The organism is Oceanobacillus senegalensis, from assembly GCF_900176885.1.
Taxonomy (GTDB): Bacteria; Bacillota; Bacilli; order Bacillales; family Amphibacillaceae; genus Oceanobacillus; species Oceanobacillus senegalensis.
Window position 1 is genome coordinate 3,572,239 of sequence record NZ_LT839648.1, and the last position, 24,698, is coordinate 3,596,936.

General features: G+C 36.0%; 26 protein-coding genes. 21 read left to right on the top strand and 5 right to left on the bottom strand.

The genetic code is table 11. The annotated features are described in order from the left end of the window. The first annotated feature begins 1 nt into the window (after window position 1). The 5 genes from walK to CAO17_RS17340 all read left to right on the top strand — a co-directional run bounded on the left by walK (window position 2) and on the right by CAO17_RS17340 (window position 6,139). Window positions 2–1,837, top strand: coding sequence for a cell wall metabolism sensor histidine kinase WalK (walK, locus tag CAO17_RS17320; protein WP_085993822.1), 1,836 nt, complete (start codon window positions 2–4; stop codon window positions 1,835–1,837). After that, window positions 1,834–3,129: a YycH family regulatory protein gene (locus tag CAO17_RS17325; RefSeq protein WP_085993823.1), complete on the top strand. Its 1,296-nt coding sequence runs from the start codon at window positions 1,834–1,836 to the stop codon at window positions 3,127–3,129. Before walK ends, CAO17_RS17325 begins: the two co-directional genes overlap by 4 nt. Before the next feature lie 3 nt (window positions 3,130–3,132). Then, window positions 3,133–4,071 carry a two-component system regulatory protein YycI gene (locus tag CAO17_RS17330; RefSeq protein WP_085993824.1) on the top strand — a complete coding sequence of 313 codons (939 nt, stop codon included), beginning with the start codon at window positions 3,133–3,135 and terminating at the stop codon, window positions 4,069–4,071. Beyond that, window positions 4,068–4,853 (top strand): MBL fold metallo-hydrolase, encoded by a 786-nt coding sequence (locus CAO17_RS17335; protein WP_085993825.1) that lies wholly within the window; start codon window positions 4,068–4,070, stop codon window positions 4,851–4,853. Before CAO17_RS17330 ends, CAO17_RS17335 begins: the two co-directional genes overlap by 4 nt. A gap of 74 nt (window positions 4,854–4,927) precedes the next feature. Continuing rightward, a complete protein-coding gene (locus tag CAO17_RS17340) occupies window positions 4,928–6,139 on the top strand; it encodes a S1C family serine protease (RefSeq protein WP_085993826.1) in 1,212 nt (403 codons plus the stop codon). A 450-nt stretch (window positions 6,140–6,589) separates the two neighbouring features. On the opposite strand, the gene CAO17_RS17345 is transcribed toward CAO17_RS17340, so the two are convergent. Beyond that, window positions 6,590–6,940 carry a DoxX family protein gene (locus CAO17_RS17345; protein WP_085993827.1) on the bottom strand — a complete coding sequence of 117 codons (351 nt, stop codon included), beginning with the start codon at window positions 6,938–6,940 and terminating at the stop codon, window positions 6,590–6,592. Window positions 6,941–7,174: 234 nt separating this feature from the next. Beyond that, a complete protein-coding gene (locus CAO17_RS17350; RefSeq protein ID WP_085993828.1) occupies window positions 7,175–8,332 on the bottom strand; it encodes an acyl-CoA dehydrogenase family protein in 1,158 nt (385 codons plus the stop codon). A gap of 223 nt (window positions 8,333–8,555) precedes the next feature. Here CAO17_RS17350 and CAO17_RS17355 point away from each other — a divergent pair, with 223 nt between their 5' ends. The 8 genes from CAO17_RS17355 to CAO17_RS17390 all read left to right on the top strand — a co-directional run bounded on the left by CAO17_RS17355 (window position 8,556) and on the right by CAO17_RS17390 (window position 16,619). Next, window positions 8,556–9,281, top strand: a complete 726-nt coding sequence (locus CAO17_RS17355; RefSeq protein ID WP_085993829.1) for an amino acid ABC transporter ATP-binding protein — start codon at window positions 8,556–8,558, stop codon at window positions 9,279–9,281. A gap of 32 nt (window positions 9,282–9,313) precedes the next feature. After that, on the top strand, window positions 9,314–10,144 hold the full coding sequence (locus CAO17_RS17360) for a transporter substrate-binding domain-containing protein (protein WP_085993830.1): 831 nt from the start codon (window positions 9,314–9,316) through the stop codon (window positions 10,142–10,144). Window positions 10,145–10,209: 65 nt separating this feature from the next. Then, entirely contained in the window at window positions 10,210–10,893 is a 684-nt protein-coding gene (locus CAO17_RS17365; RefSeq protein WP_245831863.1) for an amino acid ABC transporter permease, read from the top strand. 14 nt (window positions 10,894–10,907) lie between these two features. Next, complete coding sequence (locus CAO17_RS17370) at window positions 10,908–11,600, top strand: amino acid ABC transporter permease (protein WP_085993832.1); 693 nt, start codon at window positions 10,908–10,910, stop codon at window positions 11,598–11,600. Between the two features lie 320 nt (window positions 11,601–11,920). Further along, on the top strand, window positions 11,921–12,259 hold the full coding sequence (locus CAO17_RS17375) for a YqzG/YhdC family protein (RefSeq protein ID WP_085993833.1): 339 nt from the start codon (window positions 11,921–11,923) through the stop codon (window positions 12,257–12,259). 183 nt (window positions 12,260–12,442) lie between these two features. After that, on the top strand, window positions 12,443–13,918 hold the full coding sequence (gene dacB, locus CAO17_RS17380; RefSeq protein ID WP_245831864.1) for a D-alanyl-D-alanine carboxypeptidase/D-alanyl-D-alanine endopeptidase: 1,476 nt from the start codon (window positions 12,443–12,445) through the stop codon (window positions 13,916–13,918). Window positions 13,919–14,075: 157 nt separating this feature from the next. Further along, window positions 14,076–15,245 carry a TraB/GumN family protein gene (locus CAO17_RS17385; protein WP_085993835.1) on the top strand — a complete coding sequence of 390 codons (1,170 nt, stop codon included), beginning with the start codon at window positions 14,076–14,078 and terminating at the stop codon, window positions 15,243–15,245. Between the two features lie 153 nt (window positions 15,246–15,398). Next, on the top strand, window positions 15,399–16,619 hold the full coding sequence (locus CAO17_RS17390) for a hemolysin family protein (protein WP_085993836.1): 1,221 nt from the start codon (window positions 15,399–15,401) through the stop codon (window positions 16,617–16,619). Between the two features lie 76 nt (window positions 16,620–16,695). Here the strand turns inward: CAO17_RS17390 and CAO17_RS17395 are convergent, their stop codons facing one another. Next, complete coding sequence (locus CAO17_RS17395; protein ID WP_085993837.1) at window positions 16,696–16,887, bottom strand: cysteine-rich CWC family protein; 192 nt, start codon at window positions 16,885–16,887, stop codon at window positions 16,696–16,698. 180 nt (window positions 16,888–17,067) lie between these two features. On the opposite strand from CAO17_RS17395, the gene rlmH reads away from it, so the two are divergent. Next, window positions 17,068–17,547 carry a 23S rRNA (pseudouridine(1915)-N(3))-methyltransferase RlmH gene (rlmH, locus tag CAO17_RS17400; protein ID WP_085994546.1) on the top strand — a complete coding sequence of 160 codons (480 nt, stop codon included), beginning with the start codon at window positions 17,068–17,070 and terminating at the stop codon, window positions 17,545–17,547. A gap of 160 nt (window positions 17,548–17,707) precedes the next feature. On the opposite strand, the gene CAO17_RS21145 is transcribed toward rlmH, so the two are convergent. Then, window positions 17,708–17,848, bottom strand: coding sequence for a hypothetical protein (locus tag CAO17_RS21145; RefSeq protein WP_179151979.1), 141 nt, complete (start codon window positions 17,846–17,848; stop codon window positions 17,708–17,710). A 385-nt stretch (window positions 17,849–18,233) separates the two neighbouring features. Beyond that, complete coding sequence (locus CAO17_RS17405) at window positions 18,234–19,067, bottom strand: HAD family hydrolase (RefSeq protein ID WP_085993838.1); 834 nt, start codon at window positions 19,065–19,067, stop codon at window positions 18,234–18,236. Between the two features lie 386 nt (window positions 19,068–19,453). Here CAO17_RS17405 and CAO17_RS17410 point away from each other — a divergent pair, with 386 nt between their 5' ends. The 7 genes from CAO17_RS17410 (at window position 19,454) to CAO17_RS17430 (ending at window position 24,406) form a co-directional block, all read left to right on the top strand. Next, window positions 19,454–20,260, top strand: a complete 807-nt coding sequence (locus tag CAO17_RS17410) for a transporter substrate-binding domain-containing protein (RefSeq protein ID WP_085993839.1) — start codon at window positions 19,454–19,456, stop codon at window positions 20,258–20,260. Between the two features lie 73 nt (window positions 20,261–20,333). Next, window positions 20,334–20,990 (top strand): amino acid ABC transporter permease, encoded by a 657-nt coding sequence (locus CAO17_RS17415; RefSeq protein WP_085993840.1) that lies wholly within the window; start codon window positions 20,334–20,336, stop codon window positions 20,988–20,990. A gap of 2 nt (window positions 20,991–20,992) precedes the next feature. Further along, on the top strand, window positions 20,993–21,715 hold the full coding sequence (locus tag CAO17_RS17420) for an amino acid ABC transporter ATP-binding protein (protein WP_085994548.1): 723 nt from the start codon (window positions 20,993–20,995) through the stop codon (window positions 21,713–21,715). Between the two features lie 91 nt (window positions 21,716–21,806). Next, on the top strand, window positions 21,807–21,953 hold the full coding sequence (locus tag CAO17_RS21150; RefSeq protein ID WP_179151980.1) for a hypothetical protein: 147 nt from the start codon (window positions 21,807–21,809) through the stop codon (window positions 21,951–21,953). Window positions 21,954–22,027: 74 nt separating this feature from the next. Next, window positions 22,028–22,525, top strand: a complete 498-nt coding sequence (locus CAO17_RS17425; RefSeq protein ID WP_281252945.1) for a DNA/RNA nuclease SfsA — start codon at window positions 22,028–22,030, stop codon at window positions 22,523–22,525. After that, on the top strand, window positions 22,500–22,712 hold the full coding sequence (locus CAO17_RS22190) for a DNA/RNA nuclease SfsA (RefSeq protein WP_281252967.1): 213 nt from the start codon (window positions 22,500–22,502) through the stop codon (window positions 22,710–22,712). The genes CAO17_RS17425 and CAO17_RS22190 overlap by 26 nt, the downstream gene beginning before the upstream one ends. Before the next feature lie 104 nt (window positions 22,713–22,816). Beyond that, complete coding sequence (locus CAO17_RS17430) at window positions 22,817–24,406, top strand: FMN-binding glutamate synthase family protein (protein WP_085993841.1); 1,590 nt, start codon at window positions 22,817–22,819, stop codon at window positions 24,404–24,406. Window positions 24,407–24,698: the final 292 nt, after the last annotated feature.

Here is a 24,698-nt window from a genome sequence, read left to right on the forward strand (position 1 = left end):
AATGAAAAAGGTTGATTTTTTTCGTTCGATACAATTAAAGTTTATTATCATTTATATTTTGTTAATTTTATTAGCCATGCAAGTGATTGGAACCTTTTTTATGAAAGAATTGGAGGATGACCTTTTAGAAAGCTTCACACGTTCTATTAATGATCGTATGGAGCTTCTTAGCTATAATTTAGAACAGGCTTTTAACCGTGATCGGAGTGAAGACGTAGAAGGTCTGACATTACAACAGGAAGTTCAGCAAATTGTAGACGAGATAAATATTGATACAGCGGTAACTAGTATTCAAGTAGTGAATAATCAGGGACGGATACTTGCAACAAATGATCCAGCATACGAAAGAGACATAGGGAAAAAAACAACAGATGACATCATTGAAGATGCGCTTTTTTTTAATACATTAAAGCAGGATATATTATGGGATAAAGCATCTGGTGAGCGAATCTATGTCCAAGCAGTACCACTTTATGATAATAGCAATACAGTTATTGGGATTATCTATGTTAAGGCATTAATCCAAAGTGTTTATGATCAATTAAATAAAATCAATGAAATTTTTGTTCAAGGGTCTATTTTGGCCATTAGTGTCTCTGCCTTTTTGGGAATTTTGGTGGCTCGTACGATAACGAAGCCGATTATGCAAATGCGCAGACAGGCACAGACAATGGCTAGAGGAGATTTCACCCAAAAGGTAAATGTTTATGGGCCTGATGAAATTGGTCAGTTAGCAGAAACTTTTAATGATTTAAATAGTAAATTAAAGCATTCTTATGCAACGATAGAGGAAGAAAGGCGTAAGTTAAGCTCTGTCTTATCCAATATGTCTGATGGTGTTATATCCATTGATAATACTGGAATCATCACGTTAATGAATGATGCTGCAGGTCGTCTGATTGGCCAAAATCCGGATGAACTTATTGGTGAGTGCCTAATTGACGTATTACAGTTAGAGGAGAGAATTGTTGATATTACGGAATTACAAGATACCGGTACCATGATTATTGACTTTAGTGATGATGATGAGCCTTTCCTTATTCGGGCTAATTTTTCAACCGTACTAGACGATGAGGAGCAGGTAACTGGATTCATAGCGGTTATTAGTGATGTAACGGAACAGGAAAAAGTGGAACAAGAACGCAGGGAATTTGTATCCAATGTGTCGCATGAATTAAGAACACCATTAACAACTATGAAGAGCTATATAGAGGCACTTACAGATGGGGCATGGCAGGATAAAGAAATTGCACCTAGATTCTTAAATGTTGCGCAAAATGAAACAGACCGCATGATTCGTATGGTTAATGACCTGTTACAATTATCGAAATTGGATGCGGATGAATACCCAATCCATAAAGAACAAATTGAATTTATCAGTTTCTTTCATCAAGTTATCGATCGATTAGAAATGAATATTCCTGAAAAGCTTGTCTTTAAACGAGAATTACCAAAGGGTAATTACCATGTTTGGATAGATAAGGATAAGATTACACAAGTTCTAGATAACATCATATCCAATGCGATTAAATATTCTCCTGAAGGCGGAGAGATTTGCTTAAAGGTTGAAAATAAACGCCATTATCTTTTAGTTAGCGTGAAGGATGATGGTATAGGAATTGCCTATGATAAGCTAGAAAAGGTATTTGAACGTTTCTATCGTGCCGACAAAGCTAGAACAAGGAAACTAGGTGGAACCGGATTAGGTTTAGCCATTACGAAAGAACTTGTCGAAGCCCATCATGGGAAAATATGGGCAACAAGCAAAGAAGGAAAAGGGACTACCGTATACTTTACACTCCCGCTGATGAGTAAGAAGCGGAGGGACAACCGATGAAATTAGAAACTGTAAAAACAGTTATTTTAATTGTATTAATTGTTATAAGTCTGTTTTTAACATTCGGTATGTGGAATTATCAGCCAAATTATAGTGCCCTTAATGAAGAAAGACCAGAAGATGATAGTCTTAATGGATCGGAGGAATCCATTGCTTCACTAATAGAACCTACTCAGATTATTTTCCATCAGGGTGTAAAGGATTACGGTTTTAGTGACCCGGAGCAAAGAACCGAATTCTATCAAGAAATACAAAGATGGTCCTTAAGTAGGTTTGAAACAGCGAAAACGCAGGATGTTACAAATAGGCAATATGATTTTGAGATGATCTTTCCAACGACATTACCGATGGAGCTTTTGGATAGTATGTTTATGATGAAGTCGGCAAATTTGGAGTTGCCAAGTTGGTCTTTCCAACGCGTTTATTTTACTTTGGAACCGGAAATGGAGCAGATTCTTGTTGAATTTGTCTCTATTGATGGTAGAGATAAGGCTAATGCTGTGATAACGGGACAACGGGAGCTTGAGTTTGTAGATTCCTTTATAGAAGAACAGGACTTGCAAGAGTTCACTGTATTTAAGGAAGGGGCTTCTAAGATTTATATTCCAAAAGGGAACATAACGATGCCTAGACAAACAAGAGCAGTAAGTTTTATTAATCCAAATCATTTAGTCGATATTCTTTTTTCTGATCCATCTATTGTAAGGCAATCTAGTTCATCTTCTCGTGGAGTAACTTATTTTACTGACAGTAGTCAAATGCGTGTGACGCAAAATGGTATGTTATTGGAATTTGCCAATCCTGTAGTAGATAATAACAGTAATTTGTTATTTGAAGAGGATTTACTAAATCTAAGTATTTCTGATATTAACAGTTACCGAGGATGGACAGACGAATATAATTTGATGAATATTAAAGTGGATCAAAGTGAAATTACGTATCAGATGTATTATAATGGATATCCGGTATTTGATGATCGTCTAGCTGTCATTGAGCAAAGGTGGGGCAAGCGCCTGGTTGAATATATTCGGCCGCTTTTCCGTATAGACTTATTTTTAAATGAGATTAGTGTTGAGTTAGCATCAAGTGATGAGGTTATTCAATATTTAAAAGAACATCCTAATTATAATCTTGAGAATATAAAGGATATCCAAATTGGTTATCGTTTAAATTATCAAGGTAATGACCGATATAATATTGTTTTTGAGCCGAGTTGGTTTATAAATTACAATGGGGTCTGGATGGATATTGATCCTCTTGATGAGGACTCTAGTTTACAAGGAGGGAACTAAAGGATGCAATGGGGACATATTAAGACACTATTTATCCTTAGTTTCCTCATTCTAAATATTTATTTGCTGGTTCAATTAATTGATAAGCAAAAAAATGGAGATTATGGAATGATAAATAGCCAAGAATCATCCATTGAGGAACGGTTAGCTGTAGAGAATATTTCTATAGAGCCTGATTTGAATATGGAAATTAGTGATGAAACATATATTCTAGCTACTCAAAAAACATTTACAGATCAGGAAGTAGAACAATTAGAAAATAAGGATAATCAGGAAATTACAATTATTGATAACAAATTGATTGTTTCCCAGCTAGATCAGCCCATTTCCCTATCCAAGGATATGCTAGAAGAAGAAGTGAATAGAAGGGTAAAAAGTGTTGTAACGTTTCCAGAGCAATTTACCTTTTGGGAGTGGAATGAGGATTTAAATATTTTAATATTTCTTCAGCAGATAGATGGCCGCCCTGTATATTATAATAGAAATGGACCAGGTGTACTGTTGGCTTTTCTCAATGAAGAAGATGAGATAACACATTATACACAAACATTGCTTGGAGAGGCTAAGCAACAGGGTTCAGGTGTGAACTCGTTATATCAGCCCATACAGGCAATTGAGATCTTGTACAATACCAATGAACTCATACCTAATGAAAATGTTACAGAAGTTGATATTGGTTATTACTCTAGGCTAATCGAAGAGGGAGAGCAAATCTTTGCACCTACCTGGAACATTGTGGTAAACGGAAAGCGAAATTATTTTGTAAATGCTATTGAAGGATTTGTGTTCTCAAGTATAGATAAATCATTTTTAAGTTCCGTTATCCAAGATACAATGTTGAAGATTCAGTCGTTAGATGATGAAAAAGAGAAGAAACTAGAATCGTTTATAAAGGTTCTCAAACAGAAGCAACAATTGGGAAATCGGAGTGAAAATGAATGACCTTACGTTTTAGTGTATTAGCATCAGGAAGTACGGGAAATGCATTTTATATCGAATCTGAACAGGAAAAGTTCTTAGTTGACGCAGGAATGAGTGGTAAAAAGTTAACAAATTTGTTTCATAAGGTTCAGATTGATCCATCACAACTCACAGGGATTCTTGTAACTCACGAGCATAGTGACCATATAAAGGGATTAGGAATTTTTGCACGTAAGTATAATTTGCCAATTTATGCAAACGAAAAAACATGGAAGGCGATGGAAGGCTCCATTGGAAAGCTCAGCATCGATCAAAAATTCCTATTCAATATGGAAGAAGTAATGACATTTGCAGATATGGACATTGAATCATTTGGTGTTTCACACGATGCAGCGGAACCGATGTTTTATACTTTCCGTCACGATGGAAAAAAAGTAGCCCTTGTTACAGACCTTGGTTATGTATCAGAACGTATTAAGAAAACAGTAGAAGATGCAGATGCTTATATTTTTGAAGCAAACCACGATGTGGAAATGCTTCGTATGGGACGTTATCCATGGAGTGTTAAAAGACGTATTTTAGGTGACTCTGGTCATGTATCCAATGAAGATAGTGGACTTGCATTAGCGGATATAGTAAGTAATCGGACCAAACGTATTTATCTAGCCCATCTAAGTTTAGATAATAATATGAAGGATTTAGCCCGAATGTCTGTTCAAAACGTTCTCAGTGAACGAGGGATAGAAATAGAATTGCATGATACAGATCCAGAAGAGCCAACAGCATTATATGAAGTGAGTTAATGTTTATAAGAGTAATTCCCCATTTATTAGGAATACTACGATAGTAGAAATCTTAATTAAATGAGGGGAAAGAAATGGGTTATTATAATCAAGGTTATCCGCCAAATCCACATCGGAAAAAGCACCGCAAATTCCGTTGGTTATGGCCAATGTTAATTGGAGCAACTCTTGGTATATTATTAGTTGCAGAAGTGATACCAAGCTTTATGCAGGCAGATGATGGAAGTTCTAATCAAGCGCTTGATATGAATAATGGATCCAGTGGAAATACTGGTAAAATCATTAATACTTCAGTAAATGTGGATGTATCTACGCAAATTACGGAAGTTGTGGAAGAAGTTACTCCTGCAGTAGTAGGAGTGACAAATCTTATGAAGCACGAGGACTATTGGCAGCAACAGGAAAGTATGGAAGCTGGTACAGGATCTGGTGTTATTTATAAGGTTGAAAATGGGAAAGCCTATGTAGTTACCAATCATCATGTTATTGAAGGCGCTGATGAAGTAGAGGTTATTCTATATAATGAAACAGCTATTCCAGCAGAGATTGTGGGAAGCGATATTTTTACGGATTTAGCAGTGCTTAAAATGGATGCTTCTAACGTTGAAAAAGTCATTGAGATAGGGTCATCTGCTAATGTTAAAGCTGGGGAGCCTGCAGTAGCAATTGGTAATCCGCTTGGTCATATATTCTCAAGTACAATTACACAGGGAGTAATTAGTGGTACGGAGCGGACAATACCACAGGATTTTGATCAAGATGGAAGGGCAGATTGGCAGGCTGAGGTTATCCAGACGGATGCTGCGATTAATCCAGGGAATAGTGGCGGTGCGCTAATTAATATTAAAGGTCAGCTTATCGGAATTAATTCCATGAAGGTCAATCAAGAAGCTGTAGAGGGAATTGGTTTATCTATACCAATTGATTTTGCTATGCCTGTTATAGCAGAATTAGAAGAAAAGGGTGAAATGATACGTCCATATCTAGGTGTAGAAATTTATTCGCTTGATGAAGTACCACATGCGGAATGGGACAATACATTAAATCTTCCTAGAGAAGTGGATGGAGGAGTTTATGTTTGGAGTGTCGAACCTTTTTCGCCAGCTGACCAAGCTGGTTTAGAAAAACTTGATGTTATTATTTCGCTGGATGATAAGCCAGTAAAAAATATGATTGAATTACGTAAGATTCTATATCAGGAAAAAGAAATTGGAGAAGAAGTCAACATTTCCTTTTATCGAAATGGGGAACTTCGTGAGGTAACCTTAACATTAGGTTCACAATAATATGGTGAAAAGCTATCTTCAAAGTTGAGAAGATAGCTTTTTTAGTGATAGGGGGTATAAGATTCAACTAAAGCTACATTTAGCTCTACCTCCCAGTGACTAGGGGGTATCTAATGGGCACTTTTGTTCTAAAAAAGGTTATCCACATAGGTTATGCACAGGGTGTTGATAAGATTGTAGATAAATCACAATATATGGTATAGAAAGAATGTTCGCCAACAAAATAGCTACGAACACTTGTGCATATGTTAATAACTATGTGGATAACTTTTGATTTTGTGGGTTAATTTGCCTGTTATTAACTATTTATCAACAATAGAAAGACGAAAGATGTTGAAATTTGTAAGATGTTATTGACGGTAAAAGTTTAGATTGTGTATAAATAGGATGATACGGATTGGGAAAACGCACTTGAAATTTTTTTCTGAGCATTTTAGAATATCTCAAGGTTTATCGATGTTTCCATAATGCTAATAAGAGAATGAGCATGACGATATCTAGCCTTATTTCAAATGCAAAGGATAAAAATCCATCGCTTGTAAGAATCGGAAGTTTTACTAAGAATATAGCTCCAACCATAATGATGACCAGTGGAGGGATAGCTTTGTTTAGATTCATTCTTGCTGCGATGAGTGTTCCGCAAGCGATTTCGATAACAGCTATTAAAAATAACAAAAGTTCTGGATAAGGCAATCCAAGGTTCATAAATATAACCTTAAAATCATTTATTACTAACTTAGCAATACCAGAAATAATAAATACATAGCCGATTGCATAGGGCACCCACTTAGTCAATGGCATTTACCAAATCCCCTCCCAAAAATGTAGTTATTATCACCTTATGCAGATGTTGGGACAACATTGACAAGCAAATGGGGAAATCTAAAATCTTTCGACTTATAAGGAAAATAACCCGCAGAACGGAGTGATTTTTTCATTCGTTCTACGGGTTATTTTGGTTGTTTTCTATAGGATGGTTGTCTACGCACAATATGACCTTCAACTGCTAATCAAACAATAAAATATATGAAAACATCATTTATTTTGATCAGCAATCGATTTATCAGCTAACTTCATAATTGTCATATCGTCCATAGGTGGATTGTGGAGTCCAGCACGAACATCACGATAGTAGCGTTGTAAATCGCTTTTAATGGATAGGCTACGTGCACCGACAACACGCATTGCTAAGTCCACAATATTTACGGCTTTATTGACAACAGACAATTTTGCAGCCCCAAGCTCAGGGCCCATGGTTTGTCGGACTTCCTCATCACTTTCATCCCATTTCTTTGCTACAGAGTATAGTAAAGATTTGGATTCTAGAATAGCGAGCTCCATTTCTCCAAGTTTTTGTTTAACATTTGGTAGGTCGGAAATGGTCCCCTGAATACTATTAGGAGAATAACTAGTTGCAAAATGAATGGCAGATTTTTGCGCGGCTTGGGCAATTCCTAGGTAGCATGCTGGAATATGCAATAACCAACCGGCCGGCTTCTTCTTACCAGGTATTACTTTTTCCACCAAATCATTTTTATTAACGCGTACATTTTCTAATACAAGGTCATGACTGCCTGTTCCACGCATAGCGATGGAATCCCACGTTTCTTCAACCTTGACTCCTTCTCTGTCCCGTTTAATTAGGAAATACCCCACATCATCCGTACCATCAATGGAGGCAGTTACAACAAAATAACTGAGGATAGGAGAAAGTGTTGTAAATGTCTTCCTTCCATTAATAAGCCAGCCATTTCCATCCTCAACTGCAAAGGTTTCTGGTTTACCTCCACGAGTAGGACTTCCTGTAGCAGGTTCTGTTGCCGCATTATTCAACAATGCCCCTGTTTGAATAACATCTTGAGCGACGGCGGTATAAGTCTCCTCTTTCCATATTTTATTTTCTCCCAGATGTTTCATTAGCCCCATATGCCATCCAATGGAAAGTGCTGTTGAGCCATCAGCCTCTCCAATTATTTCCTGATAACGTAGCATTTCATATAAAGAGATTCCGAGCCCTCCGTATTCTTTCGGAATGGTTACAGAAGGATAACCAATCTCTGTTAAGTCCTTAAAATTTTCAAAGGGAAACGTTAAGTTTTTATCATGTTCTGGTGCACGTTTAGAAAAGGGCTTTACCGTTTTAGATAAAAGATCTATTCGTTCTTTCATGGTGTTTAAATCTAGTAAATTCATTGTATTCCTCCATCGTCTGTTCTTTAATCAATTTATTCCCAGGAAATTAGTGCGTTTTATATTTTTATTATTTCACCATTATAGGAAAATTTCAATACATATGTATTAAAAGCCAACTAATCATAGTTGACAGCTGGGGATTATACATTTAAGATATAGATTAATATAAAAATCTTAAAATTTGGGAATGTGCCAATTTGTCATCAATAGGAGAGAGTTTGAAATGCTAACTTTAAAAGATTTACATGTATCGTTTAATGGCAATGAGGTTTTAAAGGGTATTGATTTAACCGTTAACAAGGGAGATGTTGTTAGCTTAATCGGACCAAGTGGGACAGGAAAGACCACTTTATTAAGATGCATCAACTATCTGGAGAAACCAAGTAAGGGAGAAATATCGTTAGCTGATATTCATTTGAATTATCAATCAATACGGAAGAAAGATGTTCTTAATCTTCGGAGGAAGACTGCGATGGTTTTCCAGCAGTATAACCTCTTTAAAAATAAAACGGTTGTTGAAAATGTAATGGAAGCACAAATGGTTGTTCAAAAGAAATCAAAGAAGGAAGCTTATGAAAAGGGTATAGAAGAATTAGAGAAAGTTGGTTTACAGGATAAAATAAATTCGTATCCCTCTGAGCTTTCTGGAGGACAGCAACAAAGGGTTAGTATTGCAAGGGCACTAGCTGTGGAACCAGAGGTCATACTTTTTGATGAACCGACATCTGCACTCGATCCTGAATTAGTTGGTGAGGTGTTAAAGGTTATTGAGCATGTTGCAAAATCCGGAATGACGATTGTTCTGGTAACGCATGAGATGTCTTTTGCGCAGAAGATTTCAACAAAAGTAGCTTTTATGGATAAAGGTAGAATAGTAGAAGAAGGTCCACCTGCGCAAATTTTCACTAATTCTACCATGGAAAGAACAAAGGAATTTGTAAAGAGGTAAGAAATACGAAGGAGAGGAAGGAGTTAAAAACGATGAAAAAATACTTTTTAATACTTATAATATTTAGTTTTACCTTATTTTTAGCTGCCTGTGGTAGTGAGTCTACATCAAGTGAGGGGAATTCTTCGGAATCTGGTGTTCGAACCATTGATGTTGCTGTTCCTCCTGCAGCAAAACCGCTTAGTTATACAGATGAGAATGGTGAACTTACAGGATATGAAGTTGAAATTCTAAAGAGGGTTGATGAGAGATTAGAAGATTACAAGTTTGAGCTCGTAGGTGTTGGTGATAGTGCTGCTGAGCTTGGTCTTGATACTGGTAAATATGACATGATTGCACAAGGGCTATTTAAAACAGATGAGCGTGAGGAAAAATACCTTATTCCTTCTGAGAGCAATGGTTCCAGCTTAATGAAGATTTATTTGAATGAAGCAAGTAAAGAAGTGAATTCGCTTGAGGATTTAGTTGGAAAAAGCATTCTTCCACCAAACCCTACAGGAGGGGTCTTTAATTTGTTGGTACAGTATAATGAGGAAAATCCGGAAAACCAATTAGAATTTAAGCCATCTGATCAAGGTCTTTCCGTAGCAGCGAGATTAAAGGAAGTGGAATCAGGAAAATATGATGCTTTAGTTCTTCCTTCTAACCTTGGTCAGGCTGAGATTATTGAAAAGGAAAACTTAAATATTTATACATCTGATCCAGTTGAAATTAACAAGACTTATTTCCTTATTCATAACGCCGAGGAAAATAAACAGTTAAGTGAAGAGATTAGCACAGTATTAAAGGATTTAAAAGATGAGGGCGTACTGTCCGAATTATCTCTAGAGTATTATGGTGAAGATGTATTTCAATATGAGTAGTTTTTACTATTGTAATAATAGATATAGTTAAATGAGAAAGGATTACGAAAATGGATATCGCATTTATGCTTGAGATACTTCCGCAATTTTTAAGCGTTATCCCTATTACACTGATGATTATTGTTGTATCAGCTGTTTTGGGACTTCTATTAAGCGTTATTGTTACAACCATAAAAATACAAAAAGTGAAATATCTCAGCCCATTAATGGATGTCTATATATCTTTTACAAGAAGTACACCTATTTTGCTTCAATTATTTTTGGTTTATTATGGTTTACCGGTACTCCTAAGTGCAGTTGGCATCAATATGAGTAACTTAAGTGCTGTATTAGCTTCCATCATTACGCTAATTGTTTATAATGGAGCCTATTTATCAGAGGTGTTGAGACCTGCCTATTTAGCCATTGACAAAGGACAGCATGAAGCCGCAGATAGTTTCGGATTCACTCCTTTTAAAAAGCTTACTAGGATAATCATTCCACAAGTAACACCAATTGCATTGCCAGGAATAGGGAATGCCATTATTTATTTAATTCATGACACTTCCCTCGTTTTTACTATTGGTATTATAGACATTATGGGACTAGCAAACATTATCATTTCAAATAATCTTGGGACAAATCAAATTGAGGTTTACTTAACTATAGCAATCATTTATTGGATGATTTGTTTAATTTCTGAGGGTATTATTAAATTTTTTGAGAACAGAACGAAAAAACTTCATTTAGACAGTGGATTTAAAAATTAGGGGGCGACAAGAAATTGTTTGACATACGTGTTTTTATAGAGGACTTTTTTAGCATTTTAACGGTCGTTCCCAAAACATTATTTTTAGCATTAATTATTTTATTGTTATCTTTATTAATTGGAGGGTGCATTGCTTTAATTCAGCAATATAGAATTCCAATATTTTCACAGCTGTTCTTCTTGTTAAAATCTTTTTTAAGAGGAACACCTAATGTTGTTTTATTGCTCATAGCCTATTATGCCTTACCTGAAATGGCTAGCTTTATATTATCATTGATTGGCATTGACTTTGACCCGAATAATTTATCCCCGGTTATTACAGTAATTGTAGCATTTTCCATTAGTTTTTCTGTATTCCAATCGGAAATTATTAGGGGATCCTTCTTATCTGTCCACCATGGGCAAATAGAAGCGGCGCAATCTTTAGGCTACAGTTTCTTTCAAATATTAAGGAGAGTCATTGTACCACAAGCACTTGTTGAAGCATTGCCAGATATTATGAATGCCTATTTGGTTATTATTAAAGCTTTGTCTTTAGCATTTTTAGTTTCTGTAGTAGATATCTTTGGTCAAGCCAAAATATTGGGAGCACTTAGTTTCAGATATTTAGAAGCATTTGCGGCTGCGGCAATTGTATATTGGGTCATTTGTGGGATTTTAACATATCTAATTAATAAATATGAGCTTAGGTTGAGAAAAGGATATTGAGTGTTTAAGGGTAGTTTATGCATTTTGCATGCTACCCTTTTTGATTTTTATGATTATTGCTTTGGATATTAATATATATAGTTGGGGCGGAATTCCCGCTACGAATATACATTATAGAATGATTGTTTTTATGACAAAATGGAACAATTAGTTAATCATAGTTCGACATAGTGAATGGGAAATTTCCTGGGAAATTGTCGATATTACCTGGGAAATGACGGAATATTTCCTATGTAAATAGTACGGAGCATTATTTAATGGCCGGTGTTTGAATAGTTCTGAATGGATTAACAAAATCTAATAGAAAGGAGGTTTGCATAATGAAAAAGATAGTAGGTATCATGATGGTTTTCATGTTATTTAATGCCACGTACTATACGATTCCCCATCCACCTCTACTTCATGCACAAGAAAAGCCAATCCCCTCCTATGCTAAATGGGGGCGATTAGCGATGAAGGAAACGAAAGCTAAATACTCCAATGCGCAAATTATTGACTATCTTCATATAGGAAGAGAAACAAAGGGTGATCATTCCATAGAGAAATTTAAACTTTGGTTAAGAGAGGGGCAGAGAGAATTTGGAGTGTTTATCGATATTGAATTTGTAACTGAATCAGAGGAAGTAATCTCTATCAACTTTGAAGAAACAGATCGGTGAAGTTATTCCTGCCATACTCTATAAAAAAGGATGGCAGGATTATTTATTTTCAGGAAATAAAATACAGGGAAAATGGAAAGCATAGTAAGGTTTGGCCGATATAAAGGAATAATTACAATAAGGGTGTGGAACGGAATGATTTATAGGAAATGGATAAAAGCGATATTTTATTCCCTGTTTATGATGATTATCGTAACTTTATTATTTCTAAATCAAAAAGATGGACTATTTGTTACAGCATCTAAAGATTTAACAAAAGAACTAGACGACTCTTTACCACTAGACGAAAAGTTGAATCAGATTTTAGAAGATGAACGGCTTGATGGTTCTATAACTGGTATTAGTATCCGAAAGGCGAATAACGGTGAAGAAGTATTTTCTCACAATGGGGACATTCGTTTGCATCCAGCATCAAACATGAAGATATTAACTGCTAGCGCTGCATTGGAAACGCTAGGATTAGATTATCGATTTACGACAGAAGTTTTAACAGACGGTAAGGTGATAGATGGAACATTACATGGCAATTTGTACATGAGAGGAAAAGGTGACCCTACGTTAATAATAGAGGATTTACAAGTATTTGCGAAACAATTAAGAAGCCAAGGTATTCGGAAAATAAAAGGAAAGTTAATAGGTGATGATACATGGTATGATGACGTACGACTGTCACAGGACCTTAATTGGTCAGATGAGCCCTTTTATACAGGTGCACAGGTATCTGCTTTAACTCTTTCACCGGATAGAGAATATGATGCAGGTACCGTAATCATAGAAGTAGTACCTGGGGAAAAAGTAAATAGTAAGGCGAAAGTGAATATCATACCTGAAACGAATTATGTAACCATACATAACAAAACCAGTACCGGAAATAAGGAAGAAAGAAAAAAAGTCTCTATTGAGAGAGAGCATGGTACGAATGAGATTGTTGTAGAGGGTGTCATGCCTATAGATGGTAAAAAGTCAAAATCCTGGGTAGCCATTTGGGAGCCGACATTCTATGCACTCCATATATTTCAAGGAGTTTTAGAAGAGAACGGTATTACGTTTATTGGAAATTCTACCATGGAATCGGCTGTTGTACCTCGGGATGCAACGATATTAGCATCCAAACAATCAATGCCACTTCAAGAGCTTCTCATTCCTTTTATGAAGCTAAGTAATAATGGGCATGGAGAGATATTAACAAAAGAAATGGGAAAAGTAATTCATGGGGAAGGAAGTTGGGACAATGGGCTTAAAGTGATAAAGAATGTGGTGACAAATCTAGGTGTTTTACCTGAAACCATTCAATTACGAGACGGATCTGGTATGTCCCATAAAAACTACATTCCAGCAAGTGAGTTAACCAAATTACTCTATGAAATTCAAGATAAACCTTGGTTTCACACATTTGAGAAGTCTTTACCTGTTGCCGGTGTTTCTGAACGAATGGTAGGTGGAACATTACGGAATCGTATGACAGAAGAGCCAGTAAAGGGAAATGTCAAAGCAAAAACTGGTTCATTAAATGGGGTGGATACGTTATCCGGATATATAAGAACAGTGGATGGAGAGAAGTTAATCTTTTCTATATTAAATAATAACTACATCAGTGGTTCGATGGATGAATTACAAGACACTATCATTAAAATTCTCGCGTCACATGAGTTCAAATAATAAACGAATAGAGTTTAGATATTCTTTCAATAAAGAGAGCTTCTCAAGGGGTTCTCTTTTTTTCTTATTTGGAAGGTAATAATATTAATTTCCATGAATCTAGTTTAAAATGATATTATATTGTAAAAGTTTTTATATATTAAAAGGAAGGTACCAAATGAAGGAAGATAATATTACTCGGTTACATATCAACAATAAAGAATTAATTCTTATTGGGACAGCACATGTATCGAAGCATAGTGCAGAGCAGGTTAAAGAAGTAATTGAAAGAGAGAATCCTGATTCCGTTTGTATTGAATTGGACGAGCAGAGATTTCAATCCATTCAAGAGGGAAATAAATGGAAGGATATGGATATATTTGAGGTGATAAAGGGGAAAAAGGCTACGCTACTGCTTATGAATCTTGCTATCTCCTCCTTCCAAAAGCGGATGGCCAAGCAGTTTGGAATTAATGCGGGACAGGAAATGATTCAAGGGATAGAGTCAGCTAGGGATGTAGGGGCTGAATTAGTTCTTGCTGACCGTAATATCCAAATCACCTTTTCAAGAATATGGGGGAACTTAGGATTAAAAGGAAAATCCATACTTCTTACACAAATCATTGCAAGTATTTTCAGTAAAGAGGAAATCTCAGAAGAAGAATTAGAAAAAATGAAGCAGCAGGATACAATAAATGCCATGCTACAGGAATTTACGGAGCATTTCCCAAAGTTAAAGAAGCCACTTATTGATGAAAGGGACCAATATCTTTCACAGAAAATTAAACATGCCCCAGGAGAAAAGGTTGTTGCTGTTTTAGGTGCAGCCCACGTACCGGGTATTACAAATGTGATTAAAAAGGATCATGATTTAAATAGGCTTTCAAGTCGCCCTCCAAAGTCAAAGGCACCAAAGATTATTGGTTGGTCCATTCCTATTCTCATCCTTGCTATGATTGCTTATACCTTTATCACCAATCCTGCAGCCGGCTGGCAGCAGACGATTAGTTGGGTAATATGGAATGGCTCTTTTTCAGCGTTAGGAACGCTGATGGCATTGGGACATCCTTTGGCAATAATAACTGCCTTTATTGCAGCACCGATTACTTCTCTTAATCCTTTGTTAGCTGCCGGATGGTTCGCAGGGATTGTTCAGGCTTATATTAGTAAGCCAAAGGTAAGGGACTTTGAAAGTTTGGCCGAGGACATATATACAGTCAAAGGATTTTGGAGAAATAAAGTAACCCGAGTTTTATTAGTAGTTGTACTAGCTAATGTAGGTTCCTCAATAGGAACGCTTATAGGCGGTGCGGATGTGATACGACTATTCTTAAATAATTTGGCATAATTTAAAGAAGGGATTGAGGGTGGCTTTTTGATGAAAAAGCCACCCTTTTGTTTAATATATCCGTTCTTTGGAATACTATTTTTTACACGGTAATTCCTACTAAATTTCTTACTCATTTCGTTATTTTGATTGATATAAGGAGGAAACCAGCTCGTGATCATCGCGATCATTTTTTTAATATTTGTTTCATTTTTCTTTTCAGGAAGTGAAACGGCACTGACAGCTACGAATAAAATGAGACTTCAGACCAAAGCAAATAATGGGGATAAAAGGTCTGAGAAAATATTAAATTTAGTGTCAAGACCAAGTGAATTTATTACCACTATTCTTATTGGTAATAATATTGCCAATATCTTATTACCAACCTTAGTGACCACATTGGCCATTCAATATGGCTTTAATGTGGGACTTGCTTCTGCAATATTGACCATTGTTATTATTATTTTTGCTGAAGTCATTCCAAAATCTGTATCAGCAGCATTTCCTAATCGCATTTCTACTATTGTTTATCCGGTTATTCGCTTTTTTGTAATCATTTTTAAGCCAGTCACTGTTATTCTGAATGGTCTAACAGGATTTATTACGAGGACACTATCAAAAGGTGAAGAGACGGATGTATCAATTTCTAAGGAAGAATTTCGGACAATGATTGATATTGCTGATTCGGAGGGAACCTTTAGAAAAGACGAATCATCACGTATCAAAGGGGTTTTAGACTTCCAAAATTTAAATGTAAAGGATGTTCTAAAGACCCCACGTGTCGACCTTGTAGCACTTCCCAACACCGCAACCTTTGAGGAAGTTAGGGAAGTTGTGATACAGAATCCTTTTACCAGATATCCGATTTATAGAGAGGATATTGATAATATTGTAGGGGTTTTCCATTCCAAGTACTTGATACAATGGTCATTGGAACCTGATAAGCCCTTAAAAGCATTTAGTGACATTGATCCGTTGCTTGTCTATGAGTTTCATTCCGTGGAGTGGGTTTTTTTAAAAATGACCAAAGAGAAAAAGCATATGGCTATTGTCTTGGATGAATATGGTGGTACAGAAGGAATCCTCACACATGAGGATGTGATTGAATCCATGATTGGGCTAGAAATTGTGGATGAAATGGACCTTGAGAGTGATACCTTAGTTGAAAAGTTAACAGAAACAGAAATTATCTGTGATGGTAAAATCACCTTACACCGCTTGAATACCATTTTCCATACAGACATTCCTGAGGAAGAGGACGTACTGGCTGGGTACCTATTAAAGGAAGTTACAGATTTTCCAGAAGAGGATAAGGTTATCGAACGGGATAATTTGACTTTTAAAATACTGGAGATTGATGGTCGGACCATTAAGAAGGTACAGATCGTAAAGTAGAAACTGAGGGGGACAGTTCTCTAGTTTCATTATCCGAATTGCCCCCCTTTTTAATAGTAGGCCAGTAAGGAGTCTATCATTTCTGTACTTCTATATATTTATTTAAGCACTTTAGACAGATACAGTGTTTTCTTTTACTATCTTCAGGAACTAATTCAAATATTTCTCTAGGGAATTTCTGCGTGTCACACCAGCAGTTGTTATTCCCCTTACCTCGACTCATGCATTTATTTACCTCTCCACAAATCGGACAATACGTATTAGCCAATTAGGATCCCTCCATATTATTATAATGTTTTAATTTATCAGTTAATTGTAACATAGAGTCACTTCTGATCGGGGATAGATTCTAACGTACTTTGGCTAGGTAGAGCTGGGTAGCTTTAATTTATCTATTATAAGTCGTTTGGTAAAATAATTGTTGGATTATGTGGGAAAGGAATGGAATATGAAAATAACTATTGTATCGGTAGGGAAATTGAAGGAAAAATATTTAAAACAGGGGATACAGGAATATCTAAAGCGATTAACACCCTATGCGAAAGTAGAGATTAAAGAAGTAGCGGATGAAAAGGCTCCGGAAAACTTAAGTGAGGCGGAAATGCATAACGTAAAATTAAAAGAAGGGGAGAGAATCCTGTCTCACATTCGTTCTGATACCTATGTGATCACCTTGGAGATTCAAGGGAAAATGCTTAGTTCTGAACAACTTGCTAGCAAGCTGGATAAGCTTGCAACATATGGAAAGAGTAAGGTTGCTTTTGTAATAGGCGGCTCTCTTGGTATCAGTGAAGCAGTCCAACAACGAAGCGACATGGCGATATCCTTCTCAAAAATGACGTTCCCACACCAGCTTATGCGGTTAATATTGTTGGAGCAAGTGTATCGGGGATTTAAAATCAATAGGAATGAACCATATCATAAATAGTGGTAAAACAGTTGTGGGGGTGGTGTGGAAAAGAACGGTTCGGAAAGTTAAGATAATTTCATAATAGTGTGGACTGGAAAACCCGCCTTTTTCTTCATCTAATATTGTTTTGGTAGAGGAAGAATTAGTGATGCTTCTAATTCTTCCCCAAGGCAATATCCTAACTTTCGGAGAGTTCAATCCGTTTTACTTTTCCGATTACAAAGATATAAGACATTGTACTCGAACCACTTTCCTTCTTTTCCTCGGTTATTTCTATTAAATCTGGTTGCATCCTCATTTCTCTTAACTCGTTACTCATCTAATTTCTCTCCTTATTAACTTTCCAGCTTTTAATATTTTTTAATAATTCCTTTAATTTGTATTGCAGGTTAAGAGGCAGTAATACCCCACCATTAGAAGTCACGGAGGAAACAATTAACGGTTGAGTGCGTAAGGGGGAGAAAAAGTAACGTATCTGTCCTACATCATATTCATTGATGTTAGGATCATTTTTAAAAGAATAGGTATGTATTTAAATAAAACCATTGACCTCTCATAAAGAGTGTCAATGGTTCTATTTTTTGAATGAATCCCAAGTGGAATAATAGCTGGAATCGTAGCATATAGGAAGGAAAGATAAGAGGGATTCAACTATCCCCCTTATCTTTATCAATCCATTTTGCTTCGTTTTATCATTCTATGAGCTATTTTAGTTTGTTTGGTAGAGTGTCTTTTGCGGTTGTTAATTGAAGCTGTTCACACATAGCATAAGCAAATCCATCTTCATCATTTGTCTTTGTAATAAAATCAGCTTGTTTTTGTATAGCAAGAGGGGCATTTCCCATTGCAATCGACGTAGTTGCTACTTCGAATTGTCCGAGGTCATTACCTCCATCACCGATCGCAATAATCTCTTTGAAAGATAGATTCATCATCTGCTGGTAACGTAATATAGCCTTTCCTTTATGAGAATCACTAGAGGTGATCTCTAGATTATTAGGAAAAGAGGATGACATGGAAATATCGAATTTATTTGCTAAGGACGTTTTTACTTCTTCTATTTTTTCTAATTGGTCATTCGGAACCAATGCTATTAATTTATATATTTTTAGACAATCCTTTATTAATATTTCGTCATAATTGTATTCTTGAAATAGCATGGTGAGCTCTTCTTTACTTTTATCATGTAATAAAGGCAAAGTGGAAGGAAACCCGCCATAATTGGTATAAACAAGAATACCTACACCCATTTCGTTTAATATCGAAAATATCCTTTTATAAACGGAAATAGGGATTGTTGCCTCATACAGTAACTCTCTTTTTTTTGAATATAAAATAGAGCCATTTATACAAAAAATAGGGATTTCTATATTTTGTACAGCTTTTAGTTTTATCACATCTCTAAAGGCGCGACCTGTGTTCAAAATAACGCAGTGCCCCTGTTCCTTTAATTCGTTTAAGGCTTTTAAATTTCCATCCGATATTTCTTGTTGAGAGTTTAATAATGTACCGTCTAAATCAATGGAAATACATTTCATTGGATTATTTTCCTTCCTTTCTATGCTTTAGACTTATTGGAACTAAGTGATATTATAGTTCTTTTGTTGACAGATTGCTAGAACTCAGGCAGCCTTGACCCCTTTCTTTACCAGGAATTCCTGGGTTTTACAGGAATGGCAATGATCGGAGCCCTCGATTTCTATTATAAAAGCGATAAGAAAGCCCAATTTCAGAGGATATGTTAGTATATCAAACTTTCCATGAGGATATGTACAAAATCTCTTCCCTACTAACATTAATCTATAAAAATATAAAAATAACATCATAAACCAGCATTAATCCAATTTTGAAATGTCGGAATATATCGATATAATGGAAAATGTCGTTTTAAAATTAAATCAATTTTACAGGGGGATTATTCTTAATGAATATACAACAAAAGAAAGTGCCATTTGTTAGTAAATGGCTAATGATTACCTTAGTTGGTCTCATTACATTGGCATTAGCAGGATGTGGAACTGATGAAGTAAATAGTGAATCTTCAGGTGAAACAAAAGAAGAAATCACAGTTGCAGTAGTGCAAGACTATCCACCATTTGAATATAAAGTAGATGAGGAATTGACTGGTTTTGATGTGGAGTTAGTTGAAGCTGTTGCAGAGAAGGTAGACTTAACTGTTGACTGGAAAATTATGAAATTCGATGGTATTATCCCGGCACTTCAGGCTAATCAAGTAGATGCAGCTGTATCAGCGATTGGAATAAGAGAGGATCGTTTAGAAGTAGTAAATTTCTCCGACCCATATTTTGAATCTGGTCTATCTTTAGTTACGTTAAAAGGTAGTGATATAGAATCAGAAGCAGATTTAGAAGGAAAGACAATTGTTGCCAAACAAGGGACATCTAGCTTAAAACTAGCTAATGAACTTGCTGAAAAATATAATGGTGAAGTTACTAAACTTCAAGACGATGCCACTATGTATATGGAATTAGAAAACGGTAATGCCGATGCTGTCATCAATGATTATCCTAGTGTTGCCTATAAAATCAACCAAGATAGTGAGGAATCTCCACTTCGATTAGTTGGCGATAAGTATCCAAGTGAAGACTATGGAATTGCCATTTCTAAGGGGAGTGAAGGTTTAGTAGAAAAAATGAATACGGGGCTACAGGAACTAAAAGATAGTGGTGAATTTGACGAAATTTATAGCCGATATTTTTCAGAAAAATAATAAATAAAAATGAAATCAATAAGGTGTGGCACAGTTTGTCACATCTTATCCAAAAGAAAGAGGGAAACCAAGTATGATGGAAACAATCAACATTATCCTTGAAGCATTACCTACTCTATTAAAAGGAATGGGTTTAACAATAGAAATAACAGTCATATCACTTATTCTTGCAATGTTTATTGGACTGATACTCGGTGTATTTAGTATAACAAAGAGTAAAATATTAAGGGCAATTTCAACTGCCTTTGTTGATATTATTCGAGGGACCCCGTTACTCGTTCAAATATTATTTATTTATTTCGGTTTGCCAAGTGTCATTGATATTAGCTTAACAGCATTTTCCGCAGGTGTGATTGCAATTACGGTCAATGCTGCAGCCTATTTAGTAGAAATCTTCCGGGCTGGAATAAATTCTATCGATAAAGGGCAAATGGAAGCCGGTAGAACGATTGGTTTTTCTTATGGCCAAACGATGCGTTTAATTATATTACCTCAAGCAATACGTCGCATGATTCCCGCATTCGTCAACCAATTTATTGTAAGCATTAAAGATACTTCACTCCTTTCCGCTATTGGATTGGCTGAGCTAACATTGTCTGGGCAATCCATCTATGCAGCTAATTTCCGTGCTTTTGAAATATTATTTGCTGTTGGGGTTCTGTACTTTATCATTATTTACTCATTAAGCTTATTCTCACGCTGGCTTGAAAGGAGATTAGATGTAGCATGAAAATGATTGAAGTAAATAATCTAAAAAAGTCATTCGGTAAATTAGAGGTTCTTAAAGATATCAATATAGATGTTCATTCGCAGGAAGTAGTTTGTGTCATTGGCCCTTCAGGTTCAGGAAAAAGTACACTTTTACGTTGTATGAATTTATTGGAAGAACCGACTGGTGGAGAAATCTTTATTGAGGGAGATAATCTCACCGCAACCAAAACGAATATTAATCAATTGCGTCAAAGAATGGGAATGGTATTCCAACAGTTTAATTTGTTTCCCCACATGACGGTAATAGAAAACATTACTCTTGGACCAAAACGATTAAAAGGGAAATCACAAGCAGAAGCAAATAAATTAGGAACAAAGTTACTTGATAAAGTAGGATTAGTAGACAAGGCAGAGGTGTATCCTGATAATTTATCTGGTGGACAAAAACAACGGGTAGCCATGGCTCGTGCGTTAGCCATGGAACCAAACATTATGTTGTTTGACGAGCCCACATCAGCCCTAGACCCAGAAATGGTTGGAGAAGTACTTCAAGTTATGAAGGATTTAGCTGAAGAAGGTATGACGATGGCGATTGTGACACATGAAATGGGATTTGCCAAAGAAGTCGCCGATCGTGTTATCTTTATGGATGAAGGCTTTATTGTAGAACAAGGTACACCAGATGAACTATTTAATCACCCAAAAAATGAAAGAACGAAAAGCTTTTTATCGAAAGTATTATAATCAGTAACTGTTGCATCATAAGGCTTAGAGGTTTTCTCTAGGTCTTTTTTAAAATATAACCTGACATATTACTTCTAATGGGGGTGCATAAATGGTACAGGGGAATAACAGGAATAAGAAAATTACCTTAGCAGTATTTTTCGTCGTTGCTGGTATATTGGATATTAAATATAAAGGATTATTCTATAAACTATTACCTTCTTCCATTCAAATGTACTTAACTAATTCTTTTAAGTAAACAAAAGGAATGTTTCCTTTTGAGTTTGAATGAAAGATTAATAACGTAATGATAAATACGTTGGATGTGAAATGATGAAGTACGGAAAAGTAGTACATGGAAGGTTTGAAAAAAGACTAAACAGGTTTATTGCTGAAGTCTGGATAAATGGGAGAATAGATAGGGCACATATAAAAAATACGGGTCGCTTAACTGAATTGTTTCAGCCAGATAGGAAAGTACTCTTGGAAGTTAGTGATAATCCAAATAGAAAGACAAGATTCTCGCTTATAGCAATTGATAAAAATGGAACATGGGTAAATATTGATTCTCAAGCACCAAATAAGGTTGCCATGGAGGCACTGAAGATAGGGAAATTAGCTGAGTTTGGATCGGTTGACTTCGCTAAAAAAGAGGTTACTTATGGAAAATCTCGATTCGACCTTTATTATGAAAAGGATGATAAAAAGGGATTTATTGAAGTAAAAGGTGTAACATTAGGAGAATGGAATAGCTTTATTTCCGGATGCTCCGACCGCCAGAGGGACGAAGCATGTATTAGAATTAATAAAGGCATCTCAATATGGATATAATGCTGCAATCCTCTTTGTTCTGCAAATGAAAGGTTGTCATGCCTTTTCCCCTAATATAAAAATGGATAGGAACTTTACAGATTCATTATTAAAGGCATCAAGACAGGGTATACAAATTTTAGCTTATGATTCCATTGTCAAAAGGGATGGATTGACTCTTAATCAACCAGTACCAGTCATTATATAATGGATGTACGTATATGTTTTTGCTTCGAATCGATTAGTTAGCATTCCTCCGGGTAAAATACTACAAAAAGGGTATTTGAATAATAAAGGAGGAATTTGCTTAACATGGCAGATATATTTACTATTATCGCCTTTCTTTTTGGAGCTTTCATTTTTGCGGTACTGATAATAACGGGCTTATCTTTATATTTCGTAGATCGGAATCAAAGGCAGCATCCTGTTTTACGTAATTATCCGGTCTTAGGTAGAATACGATACTTTCTAGAACAAATCGGTCCTGAACTTAGACAGTATTTATTTAATAGTGATTTAGAAGGGAAGCCTTTTTCTCGGATTGAATATCAGCAAGTTGTTAAGAAGGCAAAATATAAACGAGATGTTCTTGGTTTTGGCTCGCTAAGGGATTTTGATTCGCCGGGTTTCTATATTCGAAATGCAATGTTTCCAAAGATAACAGAGGAATTGAAAATGGACAATGATATAAAGGTGAAGACAAAGAGATATTTATTATTAAATGATCCGTTGTTTACCCAAAGGAAAGAGAAGTGGGAAGTGCATGAGTCGGGAGCATATTTACTTCAGGACGAAGATGCAATTGTGATCGGAAAGGATTGCAAGTATCCTTTTATTCTTAAGGGACAAATTGGGATGTCGGCTATGAGTTATGGCTCCCTTGGAAGCAGAGCAATTACTGCCCTATCAGAAGGGTTGGGCAAGGCAAAAGGTACATGGATGAACACAGGAGAAGGCGGTATTTCAGATTACCACTTAAAAGGTGGTGTGGACCTCGTGATGCAAATTGGCCCCGGGCTTTTCGGCGTAAGGGATAGGGCTGGGAATTTTAGTTGGGATGCTTTAAAGGAAAAATCTCAGATACCTCAAGTAAAGGCGTTCGAGCTGAAACTGGGACAAGGTGCAAAAACACGCGGTGGTCATATTGATGCGGAAAAGGTAACCGAGGAAATTGCGAGAATAAGAATGGTTGAGCCATTTAAGTCAATAGATAGTCCAAACCGCTTTAAGGAATTTAGTGATTTACCATCGTTGTTTTCGTTTATGGAACGCATTCGTGAATGTACTGGAAAACCTGTAGGAATGAAGGTTGTGATTGGAAGTAGTAAGGAAGCGGAAGAATTAGCAAACCAGATCAAGGAAACTGGAAAAGGTCCCGACTTTATTACAGTAGATGGTGGAGAGGGTGGAACAGGTGCATCCTATCAAGAATTGGCGGATAGTGTTGGGTTGCCAATTAAATCCGCTTTACCATTAGTTCATCAAGCTTTGTTGAAATTAGGTGTACGTGACAAAGTAAAAATAATTGCGTCGGGCAAACTCGTTTCTCCAGATCGAATTGCGGTTGCCCTAGCTATGGGGGCAGATTTAGTAAATATTGCACGGGGATTTATGATAACAGTAGGATGTATTCAAGCACTAAAATGCCAATCAAATGCCTGTCCAGTTGGTGTGGCCACGACAGACCCTGACCTGCAAAAGGCTTTGGTAATTGATGAAAAGAAATATCGAACTGCAAACTATGTCATAACAATGCGTAAAGGGCTATTTCGAATTGCTGCAGCTGCTGGATTGGAGTCACCGATTAAATTTAGTGCGGAACATGTGATTTACAAAGATGAAAGAGGAGACGTTTATACACTAGATGGAAAGAAACAAGGTGGAAGTTTTTCTGTATCCTAAACTATTAGGGACTAAAAGTACGGTAGTAACCAATAACGGTTGCATCTTTCCACTATGTGTGGTTTTCTCTAATCATAAAAAGACTTGCAGTTCAAAAGTGAGTCTTTTTATTGTTTCTTTACTAGCTCGATTAACGATTTAGTACATTAATAATTTGATAGTTTATGTAATCATTACCTATTGATTTGTTAGCTTTTGATTGGACAGGAATAATCAATATATAAATATATATTTTAATCCATCAAAGATTCTGATAAACTATAAGTAGATTATAATATATTCAGATTAGGGT